This is a genomic window from Anaerocolumna sp. AGMB13025 (assembly GCF_029689925.1).
GTDB lineage: Bacteria > Bacillota > Clostridia > Lachnospirales > Lachnospiraceae > Anaerocolumna.
In genome coordinates this window covers 5,813,188-5,825,454 of the sequence record NZ_CP121445.1, presented here as the reverse complement: position 1 = coordinate 5,825,454, position 12,267 = coordinate 5,813,188, and the positions used below count along the sequence as shown (strand labels likewise).

The following is a 12,267-nucleotide window of genomic DNA, read 5'->3' as shown; positions in this document are numbered from 1 at the left end:
CTGATTTTACTGCAGCTGAAAAAAATATACCAAATCCAATTATTGTTTACTGATTTCGCACTGTTAAAAAGATACAATTTTTATTAGAAACACACGAACATATTATAAGTTTTGACGGAGCTTAAATTTGTTTTTCTATTCTATCATTTTTATTTCGTGAAAACAAGTAGCAATTATCTTTCCTCGTTTGATTCCGCCTTTTTGTTAGTGGCAGTGCAATGGGTATTAGGTTGAAAAAACAAGAGCAGTTTTTTCAACACCTGATTTGTATGTGTGCTAAAGCACACAGATAGGAGTTAATATGAAAAAAGTTTTAGCAAAACCACAGAGGGCGAAACAGAGAATACAGGGGTATAAAAGGCAGTGGCAGCTCCAGGCTATGATCATCCCTGCCCTAATTTTCTTCTTTGTTTTTGCTTATATACCAATTTTCGGTCTATTTAATGCTTTTTTAGATTATGATCTGACCGACGGATTTTTTGGAAAGAGCCTGGCAGGATTTAAATATTTTCAGGAATTATTTTCAGACAAAGATTTTTATCTGGCACTTCGTAATACCTTTGGGATGAGTCTGCTTAAATTTGCATTTACGTTTACATTACCAATTCTCCTTGCCCTGGTGTTAAATGAGCTGCCATTTACAAAGCTAAAAAAAGTGACCCAGACCGGTAGCTATCTGCCGCATTTTCTATCTTATGTAATTGTTGCCACGTTATGGATGGTATTCTTAGACAGAGGCGGTCCAATCAATGACTTACTGCTGCGGCTTGGCGTCATAGCAAAACCAATTGATTTTCTTACGGACTCAAAATGGTTTTGGTGGATTGGTGTTATGATTGACAGCTGGCAGGAAACCGGCTGGAATGCAATTATCTACCTGGCCGCAATATCTGGTATCAGTCCTGAGCTGTATGAGGCCGCATCGGTAGACGGTGCCGGCAGATTACGATGAATGTATAGTATCACGCTGCGGTCCATATCCGGAACCATTGGTGCGTTGTTTGTTTTGAATATGGGTAATCTGTTGAGCGGCGGTCCGGTTGGTTCCAACTTTAACCAATCCTATCTGCTTGGCAATGCGTTTAATCACCAGACCTCGTATGTTCTACAGACGTTTGTGGTAAACACCGGATTAAATCAGCTCAGGTTTTCCTTTGCCGCAGCTGCAAACCTGGTATTATCCGTACTATCCGTATTGTTGTTATTCGGTGCCAATAAAGCATCGAAAAAGGCGTTCGGATCAGGCATTATGTAAAGGAGTAAAGTGATATGATTGCAAAAAATAGAGAAGACCGTATAATTAACCTGGTAACTGTCGTAATTTCAATTCTTGTTTTAATAGTAACTTTATATCCAATTTACTATTGCCTGATTAATTCCTTCAATGAAGGAAAGGACGCTGTCAGCGGCGGCATTTACTTTTGGCCCCGGGCATTTACCCTGGATAATTATATCATGGTGTTTCGGAATAAAAACCTGCTGGGAGCTTTTAGCATGACGGTTCTCAGAACGGTTGTGGGGACTGCCGCAGCGATCATAGGTACCTCCATGGCAGCATACGCCCTGGCAAATAAAAAATTAATAGGACGTAAGTTTTACATGGTGTTTGGACTGGTTACCTTATATTTTCCAACAAGTGTTGTGTATTCCTATCTGCTGTACAGCCAGATTGGACTGTTAAATAATTTTTTAGTGTATATACTTCCGAACATATTTCAGTTTTACTATATTGTTTTATTTATATCCTTTATCAATGATCTCCCGGATGCTTTACTTGAGTCTGCTAAGATAGACGGGGCCAACGAGTTCGTAACTTTATTTAAAATCGTTATACCGCTTTCTAAACCCATAATAGCAACCTTAGCCCTGTTTGCCGGTGTATGGCATTGGAATGACTGGTTTCACCCGGCTTTTTTTATTACCAATGAAAAACTGATGACTTTGCCCGCCGTACTAATGCGGACCATGTCTTTGACTCAGGCGCAGCAGGAATTACAGAAGGTTTTATCCGTTTCAAGCTCAGCCTCAGTTACCACCCCCGAATCCATCCGATATGCAATGCTTATGATTGCGGTAGCACCCATAACTATTGTTTATCCATATATTCAAAAATATTTTGTGAAGGGAATGATGATCGGCTCTGTAAAAGGCTAAGCTTTCTTGTAGAGGGGTGAAGTTTAAGGGAGAGGTTTCATAGGTTACTTATTAAAAGGGGAATGGCAAATAATATAAGAATTCTGCTGGAGGAGCGAATCTCTTGTATTTCTCCCTATTTCTGGTAGCATAAGCCGATTAATGGCTGTGTTACGTTAGTATGATGCAAATAGAAGTAAGAAGTGCCACATATTGATACTGATTGATACGTGCGCAGGAGCGCACAGATAGGAGTTTTTATGAGAAAAAAAAGAACAAGAATTGCTGCTCTGCTTTTAACAGCAGTGCTGACAGCAAGCTGGCTGACCGGCTGTAAATCAACTTCTGAAACACCCTCCGGTACGAATACTTCGGATACATCAGTATCCAAAGACACTGCCTCGGGTGATACTTCAAATACGGAACCGGAGCAGAACAAAGTACAGCAGGATATAGACTGGGAGCGTATCGGCTGGCAGGCTGATCCGGCAGACCTTGAATGGAAAGAGGACACATCACCTGTCAAACTGTCCTATTACGTCAACTTTTCCTGGTTTGGACTGAATTGGGAAGATGATACGGCACGAAGGGTAACGGAAAAGACAGGTGTTGACTTAGAACTGACCAAACCTGTTGCTGACGACGGACAAAAACTGAACATGATGATTGCAGGGGATCAGCTCGCGGATATTATGACAATCGACCGCAATGACCCGGCCCTGCAAAAAATGATAGATGCAGGACTGGTATGGTCCCTGGACGATCTGATTGACCAGTATGCGCCTAAAATGAGAGAAATTCTGCCAAAAGAAATACTGCAAAATTATCGTTCAGCAGACGGCAAAACCTATCGTTTTACCACCTGGGTGCAGGGCGAAGCCTGGCAAAAAGCAGCAAGGGAGTACAACCAGATAGTAGGTACCAATCAACCGGTGTTGTCTGTACGGAAGGATTATTATGAAGAAATCGGATCACCGGAGATAAAAACCCAGGCTGATTTAGTAGCAGCCCTTGAAAAAATGCACGCAAACCACCCGGACAAGATTGCCTTTTATCCGGCAGATAACGCAGTATCTGCAAGTACACTGTCACTCAGTGCATCCATGGGTAATTTAGGGGTACAGTTTGGTATGAGCAACAACATGACGGATCAGGGCGGACAAATCCGCTGGCAGGCACGCAGTACGGAATTTCAGAATACAATTGCTTTTCTCCATGAGTTACAGACAAAAGGTCTGCTGAACCAGGATCCTTTCATTGATTCGAAAGATGTAAACAATGCAAAAATTACGAGAGGTGACGTAATTTCTTATACCTGGGTAATTTCTGACGGAGAAAAAGTTCCGCAAGACAATCCGAATACCCAGTATATTGTGGTAGGACCTCTTGACACCTATAAACAGAACCGTACCGGTTCCGGCTGGCTTGCTACGGTTATCAGCAAAAAGTGTTCGGATCCTGCCCGTGCCATCCGTTTCCTGGAATATATGGCCTCAGTAGAGGGACATCAGGATGTATCCTGGGGAATTCAGGGAGATACGTATAGCGGGGATGTAGTAAAAGGACCCCAATGGAATCTTGTAGACGGCAAGCCCACCATGCTTTCTGCTTATGTTGAGGATAAGAATGCAGATTGGAGCGGTGTAGCAGCTAAAAATGGCTTGGGTGAATACTGGATTGCCTGCAATGAAATGTTATGGAATCTGCCCTGGTGGGATACCAGCAATGAAAAAATGGCTAAGTACAATGAGGTTTACGGACCCAGGGTAGTATATACTCCGGAACTGGATTTCCAAGCACCGGACCCGGCCAGTGAAGAAGGTATTATTTTGCAGAAAGCCCATGAATTACTTCAGCTATATGTTGTTAGTATGGTTTTTTCCGATGACTGGAAAGCAGATTATGACAAGTTTATTGCTGCGGTGGATGCCCTTGGCATGGACAAAGTAGAAAGTTTCTATAATACACAATATCAGGAAAAGCTTAAGAGTATGAAATAATGAAACTGGCCGGGAATAAAAGGAGACTTCATGTTCCCGGCCAGTATTTCTATTTCTGTTTCCTGTTTTACGTGATAGCTCGAAAGCAGGTTAAGGACAGAAAAACAGTTGGTTTTGTAATAAAAAGTGGTAAAATAAGTATATAGATGAAAATTAATGATGCAATAAAAGAAGCGGAAAGAGGAGAAAAGAAATGGAACAAGATAAATTGAGCGTGGACGAGCTGCCTTTTGAAATTACGGGCGGACAATTGGAGTCTCAAAACGAGACGGAGTATCTGTTAAGTGTCCATCAGGAGATAACCTGCCTTAAGTTTGGATTATCAAGGGTAGCAGGAATACAGCACAAGGAAACAGGACTATATAGTCTATGTCTTTCACAGAAAACCACAAAGATTAACTGCAATGGAAACTTATGGGTTCTAACCGATGGGGCTACTCATGGAAAAGCAGTGTGTATCAGCGGAACAGGGGAAAAAGCAGCAGAAATAACAGAGAACAACATAATGGTAACACTTGCCCCGGGCAGTTATATACTAAAACTATATTCCGGCTGGCCGCCTTGTGATATCTATGGAAAGAGACTGACCCTGCAGATGAAAGACGGAGAGATACTGGAAAAGGCATATGCACACTTTTATTGGGATACCCTGCTTCCTTCCGTAATCGAACAAACCGATGCCCTTTATTATCCCAATACCTTGGGTTATGTGCTGAGTACGCTAAAACAAGGGGAGTATGCCGGTACTTATCCGGATGTGGATCATGAATTCCAATGCAAGGGCAGGATAGCAGTTCATGGTCAGTGTGAACTGTCTGTTGTGGAGAGAATGATGAATCTGCAGTTTAAGATGATGCGGGAGGACCCGGTGGGTCTGTGGCGTAATCCTTGTGCCATTCAGCCAAGTGGAGTACGGGAATACCATGTGCGAAGAGACAGCATGGACCATACTGCCAATGCGGAGATGTTTTTAATCACAGGGAATGTAGAGATTTTAGAAACTGCCTGGCTGTATTATGGGGCAGTAAAAAATATGGACTGGCTGGACGCCCATATGGAAGAGTTAGAGGGAGCTGCCTCGCTGCTTGAACATCTGACAGATCGTAATGGAAAGCTATGGTCCGACGTCTTTTATGAGGATCAGGTAATTAAGGATGGTATGGAATGCATGTCCGCTGCACTGGCAGCCCATGGGCTTCAATGCCTGGCGGACTTAGAACAGCTTATGGGTCGCAGGGAAGAGGAAAGTAAATACCGTAAATTGGCGGATATAATTGCAAAGACACTAATTAAACCGGTACCATATGGCTTCTGGGATGAGAAACACAACCGTTTTACCGACTGGATTGACCGTAACGGGCAGGTTCATGACCATATACATTTGCTAGCGAATTGTCTTCCGGTGTTGTTTGGGTACGCCAATGAGAACCAGGTTAAGGCTGTAAAAAAACTGATAGAGGAAAACTATGAAGAGTTCCAACGCTTTCCAACCTTTTTATCCCCTTGTATTGCCGATTATACACCGGATGAAATCGGGGACGGCGGACCTTATGATTTATGTGCTGCCGGCCGCTACTGGTGCTGGGATGCTGCTTACTGGGCGTACTTTGGCAGAGGGGATGTATTGGGACAGCAGTTGTTTAAAGTGGCCGCCCAGGCTGAGACAGACGGATACCGGATGGGTGAGCGTTATGATATGAACCATGTTTATTATCAGGACGATAAAAACTGGCATGGTGCGCCGTATTATTATGAGTACCCCAATGTATACAGCTGGGTACTTGTTAAGGAATACTTAGGGCTGCGTCAGGGAATTGATGTGGATATTGAACTGCGTCCGGTGCTTGACCGGTATGGCACAGTTACGGCAGAAAACTACGGAATCGAATATACGTATAGCGACAGTGGATTTACGGTAAAAAATATTGCACCTCACAGTCAGACACTTCGTCTTACGTTAGCAGCTTTGTATCCGGGTAAAACAATGTACCAAAAGGAGACACCCCGTATGGAGGGAGACCGGATTCTTTTAGATGCCGGTGAAAGTTACACGATACTGATTGAAGCCAATAACGGAATAGATAACTAGTAAAGATTATTACTATAATAAACCCAAAAAAACCGGAGAGGTTTATACTTGCTTAAGTGTAAACCTCTCCGGTTTTTTAGATAATTACTTTTGTGCCTCTTTTGTAAAAATATAAAAATCAGTTGTGCTGTCACCGTCAAAGAATACAGTCAGTAATTATATAGTATCTGGGTTCTTTACTATTAATTCGAGGAACCGCTTATCTTGAATCTGAAAGGCTCTTAGCTGCCCTCCAAGATGTTTTCTGAATTTTTCATTGTCCAAATCAATCCTATAGATACCGATTACCTTAAGAAGACAGAGATATTTTCCTAAAATATAATAATAATAATTATAGCAGTAGTTCATTTCTTTAGTATAGAAACATGGTATACCAAAAACTGTAAATGAATATTGGGATTCTTTTTAAAATTATGGTTCCATATTTGCCCTAAATTTGGTATTATTTATAGAATACAGAAAAGTAGCGAATGATCAGAAATAAAAAACAAATTAAAAATAAGTTAAAAAATTGTGACTTTTAGCGGGTTTGCTTGTCATCTACTGGATTATGGGATATAATGAGGATAGTTGTTTATGGTACAGGCTTAGCAACTGCTCTTTGAATGCGTTCGTTTGAGTTTGCTATGCAGACTCATTTTTATAATGATTACCGGAGGGATATATGGGTAAGCAGAATTTTTCAAATATAGGTGAAGATATTAAAAACATTGTTCAGGATGCTGTAAACACCGGGGACTTTAGAAGGCTTAGCAAAGATATTGGGCATACTGTTGACAATGCATTGGATGAGGCAAAAAAATCGATAAAATGGGCAAAGGATTACCGAAATAACTCAAATCAGTATGCTAACCCTGATTCCACAGGCTATCAATCCGGTTATAGAAACGGGGAGTCCAGGAATCAAGATGCAAGAAACAGGGAGTCCAGGAATCGAGATGCAAGAAACAGGGATTTAAGAAACAATACCGTGCAAAACAAGATTAATAATTACGCAAACAACATGAATTATTCTAATCGGAATCAGGTCAGCCGGACATATGTCAAAAATGCAGTTATTCCTGGTAAAGCGGTATTAGTCGGCAGGGTATCTGGTATATTGTGTACCATCTTTGGTAATATCGGAGTCGGTGTACTTGGTGTTGCAGTTATCGTCTTGATGGTAGCCGGGCATCTCCTGGGAATGGATGAATTCTTTGCAACGATTGGACTAGGCATTTTACCTTTTCTTATTATAAGTGTATTCGTATTAGCAAAGGGAAACAGAATCCGGAAGCGGATACGGAGAATGCAGCAATATACAACCCAGCTTGGAGGACGTAATTACTGTGAGATTAAGGATTTGTCCATATCTACCGGTCTTAGTACCAGATATATCGTGAAAGATCTGCAGAAGATGATCTCCATCGGCATGTTTCCTGAGGGACATATTGATGAGAAAAAAACCAGTTTTATGTTAGATAATGAGAGTTATAAATTATACCTGGATTTGCAGGAGAGCATGAAACAGGCAGAGGTAAATAAACAGAAAAAGCTGGAAGCCCAGAAACAGGAAGAAGAAAAACAGCAGGAGACAGTAAAAGCAGCTAAAGACCTGCCAGGAGAAGCCAGAAGTGTAATTGAGGAAGGCAGACAATTCATTCATAAGATAAAAGAGGCTAATTTTGCGATTCCGGGAGAGGAAGTATCTAAAAAATTAGACCGTTTAGAGGATGTAATCGGTAAAATATTTGATTACGTGGAACTCCATCCGGATCAGATTCCCGAAATAAGAAAGTTTATGGAGTATTACCTGCCCACTACCTTAAAACTTTTAGAGGCTTATAAAGAGTTTGACAGACAGCCCATTCAAGGAGAGAATATCTCCACGGCTAAGAGTGAAATTGAAAAAACACTGGACACAATCAATCTGGCATTTGAGAATCTCCTCGATGACCTCTTTGAAGATGCAGCGATGGACGTTTCAACGGATATCTCTGTTCTCAATACCATGCTTGCCCAGGAAGGTTTAACCGAGAAGAATTTAAAAAGCTTAATAAAATAGATTTTACCGAGAAGAATTTAAAAAGCTTAATAAAATAGATTTTACCAGGAGGAAATAAGTATGAACCAGGAAGTACCTACCTTGACTTTTGAGCCATTTTTAGAAGAAACCAGTCAGTTAAAAACAAAAGAAGAAATCGTTATTCAGGATAAGCAAAAGACGGAAGTGGAAGTATTTGATGAAAGTACGCTGACGCCTGAAGAGAAAAAGATGGTGGAAGATTTTTCAAATCAGATCGATATTAATCAGTCAAATCTGATACTGCAGTTTGGTGCAGGAGCCCAGAAAAAAATCGCAGATTTTTCAGAATCTGCCTTAAACAATGTGAAAACCAAAGATTTAGGTGAAGTCGGTGAAATGCTCTCTAGCGTGGTAATTGAGTTAAAGAGTTTTGATACAGAGGAAGAAGAAAAAGGATTTTTAGGGTTATTTAAGAAAACCTCCAATAAGATTACAGCCATGAAAGCGAAATATGATAAAGCCGATGCCAATGTGAATAAAATCTGCAAAGTCCTTGAAACCCATCAGATTCAGCTTTTAAAGGACATTGCGATGCTTGATAAGATGTATGATCTGAATAAGACCTATTTTAAAGAACTTTCCATGTATATTTTAGCCGGCAAAAAGAAACTGGCGAAAGTACAGGAGACAGAATTACCCGCACTTATGGAAAAATCCACCCGCAGCGGTCTTCCAGAAGATGCTCAGGCAGTGAATGATTTAGTTGCTATCTGCAATCGTTTTGAAAAGAAGATTCATGATCTGGAACTTACCAGAATGATCTCAATTCAGATGGCTCCCCAGATTCGTCTTGTTCAGGGGAATGATACCATGATGGCAGAAAAAATCCAGTCCACCATTGTGAATACCATTCCACTTTGGAAAAGCCAGATGGTATTGGCCCTTGGAGTTGCTCATTCGGGACAGGCTGCAAGAGCCCAAAGAGAAGTAACGGATATGACCAATGAATTGCTTAAGAAGAATGCAGCTACCTTAAAGATGGCAACCATTGAAACTGCCAAGGAATCAGAACGCGGAATTGTAGATATTGAAACGCTGCGTAATACCAATGAGTCATTGATTTCAACCCTTGACGAAGTAATGCGGATCCAGGCAGAAGGACATCAAAAGAGGAAAGAAGCCGAAGTTGAATTAAACCGGATTGAGAATGAATTAAAGAACAAACTCCTTGAGATGTCAGGCGCACAGGGTCGTGGAAATCGCTAAGATTGAGTGTTTGATAGAGCTGGGAGTGGAATGTAGTATTTATAAATAACGGAATAAGTAAAATCATAAACTAATAAAATATTTAAAAACTCCGCTGTAAAGTGATATGCGGAGTTTTTATATTTATGAGCAGAAAAGACAGTGTTTTCTGCTCCAGTCATAGTATAGTAGCTATTTCGTATAGGTATAAAAATCTGTGGCACATTCACTGTCAAAATTTACAGCCAGAATATAAAAGGTACTGGAATTCTTCACTTTAAAATCCAGGAATCTCATATCCTTAATACCAAATGGCGTATAGCTGTCATCCGTAAGCTTTCTGAATTTCCCGTTGTCCAGGTCAATTCTATATACACCGTGATATTGTATTTAAGCTTCCTTCACATATTGTTTTAAGTTATTAAAGCCAATGGTTATGCCCTGTAAGGTATCTTCCATTCCTTCAAATTCAATGGCGATATATCCATTATAATTCACATTTTTTAATGCCTTGATGCAATGAAGTACCGGCACATCACCATGACCTATTATGGCACCTCTAAGATAGTTTCCGCTTCTGGTCCGGAAGAAGCCTTCCCCCGGATCGGGGAGCATAGCAGATTTTACATGAAAATCTTTCGCGTGGGCATAGAAGGTGTAAGGTGCAATTCTTCCAAAAGCTTTATCCGGGGCTTCATCCGCACATAAAAAATTGCCCATATCTGCTAACAATCCAAAATTCTCATGACCTACGGCGTTATATAATTTCTCTACCCGCTCACTATCCTGACAGAAAAACCCATGATTCTCAACGGTAGTTTTAATGCCTTTGGCAGCGGCATAGATTGTTACCTCTTTGCAGGCAGCTGCGATAACCGGTAAGATAGCATCAAAGGATCTGCCATCACCGGTGGTGGCATCATGCCGAACCAGTTTTGCTCCTAAAATTTCAGCCATATCCACCATCTTTTTCACCCGTTCAATTTCTAACTGGGTATTACCGCCACTGCCCTTTAAAAAGTCGGCACCAAAGGTAAAGCTGGATATGGGTAATTCCAAACGCTTACATTCCTGTGATAAAATTTTTGCATATTCTTTCGTAGAAACACCCTCTGGAGCTAGGATATCTACAAATTCTATGGCATCAAAGCCAAGTTCTTTTGCTTTTTTGATACAGTCCAACTGTGTCATTATACCTGAGGATAATAATTTGCTGAAGCTGTAGGAACTGACAGATATTTTCATATTCAAGTAACCTCTCTGCTGTTAATGTGTTTTAAATTCATTCGCAAACAATAAGAAAATACTTTAAGGTAATTAAATATCGCTGCAAATTCTCTAAGAAAATACCTTAGGATAATTAGTTATCGCTGTAAATTCTCTAAGAATATACCTTAAGGTAATTAAATATGGTTGCAAATTCTCTAAGAAAATACCTTAAGGTTAATTAATTGTCGCTGCGAATTCTCTAAGAAAATACCTTAAGGTAATTAATTGTCGCTGCGAATTCTCTAAGAAAATACCTTAAGATAATTAGTTATGGTTGCAAATTCTCTAAGAAAATACCTTAAGGTAATTAGTTATCGCTGCAAATCTCTAAGAAAATACCTTAAGGTAATTATATCATTGCAAATTCTCTAATAAAAAACTTTAAGATAATTTAGTTTTTTTATATTACAAATATTATCTTAATGTAACAAAGATAATATAAACTCTCTAGTAAAAGAAATACTATAAGATAACTTCATGTCCTGTCTCGGCGGATTTATAGATTGCATCTAAAATTGCCATGATTTCAATGCCATCCTGTGCAGGAGAGATACAAGGGGTTCCGTCCAGAATACAGGAAACAAAATGATTGATTTCTTCGGCAAATAATCCATCGAAACTTAAAGAGGTTTCTGCATCTAAGGATACGTCTGCCAGGTAATCATTAATTTCGCTGTATAACTCTAATTCCGGATTTAATTTGGCGCCGCCTTTGGTACCAAAAAGCTCAATCTTACCCTCATCCTTTTTAATATTTAAGCTAAAACTTGCTTCAATGGACAAAACCGCACCATTATCAAACCGTATCATGGCTGTAGCGAGATCTTCTACATCACAAATATCATTTTCTGAGGCGCTGGAGGCACGGTAGAATTTTTTGCCTTTGATGTTTTTTCTGTCACTTAGTTTCTTAAAGGTTGCACCGTATACGGAGACGGGTTTGGGATTACCCATTAAAAACCTTACCAGATCAATTACATGAACCCCTAAGTCAATCAAAGGACCGCCCCCCGAACGGGATTTATCTCCAAACCAGCCTCCGGGATTGCCTTTTCGCCTTAAATAGGTAGCTTTTGCATAATACAAGTCACCAAAATAATCAGAGTCAATAAACTCTCTTAGAATTTTACAGTCATTGCCGTAACGTCTTACAAATCCGATCATAAGGAGCTTTCCATTTCTCTCGGCAGATTCCTTCATGGCCTTGGCAGCTTCTTCCGATACGGACATTGGCTTTTCACACAAAACATGTTTTCCGGCATCTAAAGCTGCAATAGCACAGGGAGCATGAGCCGAATTCCAGGTGCATACACTGACTGCATCGATTTCTTTCAGCTTTAGCATCTCACTTAGGTCAGTAAAGGTATGTTTGATGTTATATTTTTCAGCCATGGTGTTAAGTCTATTTTCATTCAGGTCACAAAAGGCATATAATTCTACCATGCTGTTTTTTAAATATGCTTCAATATGTTCTACGGAGATGGAGCCCGTACCAATAATACCAATTTTAATTTTTTCCATTTCTA

At 40.2% G+C, this 12,267-nt stretch carries 9 protein-coding genes; 7 read left to right on the top strand and 2 right to left on the bottom strand.

The genetic code is table 11. The annotated features are described in order from the left end of the window. Positions 1–301 precede the first annotated feature (301 nt). From QA584_RS24200 to QA584_RS24170, 7 genes are all read left to right on the top strand, one after another. On the top strand, positions 302–952 hold the full coding sequence (locus QA584_RS24200) for an ABC transporter permease subunit (RefSeq protein WP_278271670.1): 651 nt from the start codon (positions 302–304) through the stop codon (positions 950–952). Further along, the gene (locus tag QA584_RS24195) at positions 953–1,255 is read left to right on the top strand and encodes a hypothetical protein (protein WP_278271669.1); all 303 of its coding nucleotides are present in this window, start codon (positions 953–955) and stop codon (positions 1,253–1,255) included. It abuts the gene before it with no gap. A 14-nt stretch (positions 1,256–1,269) separates the two neighbouring features. Next, positions 1,270–2,154: a carbohydrate ABC transporter permease gene (locus tag QA584_RS24190; protein WP_278271668.1), complete on the top strand. Its 885-nt coding sequence runs from the start codon at positions 1,270–1,272 to the stop codon at positions 2,152–2,154. Positions 2,155–2,393: 239 nt separating this feature from the next. Next, positions 2,394–4,133 (top strand): hypothetical protein, encoded by a 1,740-nt coding sequence (locus tag QA584_RS24185; protein ID WP_278271667.1) that lies wholly within the window; start codon positions 2,394–2,396, stop codon positions 4,131–4,133. Between the two features lie 193 nt (positions 4,134–4,326). Continuing rightward, complete coding sequence (locus tag QA584_RS24180) at positions 4,327–6,222, top strand: hypothetical protein (protein WP_278271666.1); 1,896 nt, start codon at positions 4,327–4,329, stop codon at positions 6,220–6,222. Positions 6,223–6,886: 664 nt separating this feature from the next. Beyond that, positions 6,887–8,266 carry a 5-bromo-4-chloroindolyl phosphate hydrolysis family protein gene (locus tag QA584_RS24175; RefSeq protein ID WP_278271665.1) on the top strand — a complete coding sequence of 460 codons (1,380 nt, stop codon included), beginning with the start codon at positions 6,887–6,889 and terminating at the stop codon, positions 8,264–8,266. Between the two features lie 60 nt (positions 8,267–8,326). Further along, the gene (locus QA584_RS24170; RefSeq protein WP_278271664.1) at positions 8,327–9,493 is read left to right on the top strand and encodes a toxic anion resistance protein; all 1,167 of its coding nucleotides are present in this window, start codon (positions 8,327–8,329) and stop codon (positions 9,491–9,493) included. 369 nt (positions 9,494–9,862) lie between these two features. Here QA584_RS24170 and QA584_RS24165 read toward each other — a convergent pair whose 3' ends face one another. Next, positions 9,863–10,717 (bottom strand): sugar phosphate isomerase/epimerase family protein, encoded by an 855-nt coding sequence (locus QA584_RS24165; protein ID WP_278275231.1) that lies wholly within the window; start codon positions 10,715–10,717, stop codon positions 9,863–9,865. 486 nt (positions 10,718–11,203) lie between these two features. Then, positions 11,204–12,262, bottom strand: coding sequence for a Gfo/Idh/MocA family protein (locus tag QA584_RS24160; protein WP_278271663.1), 1,059 nt, complete (start codon positions 12,260–12,262; stop codon positions 11,204–11,206). Positions 12,263–12,267 lie beyond the last annotated feature (5 nt).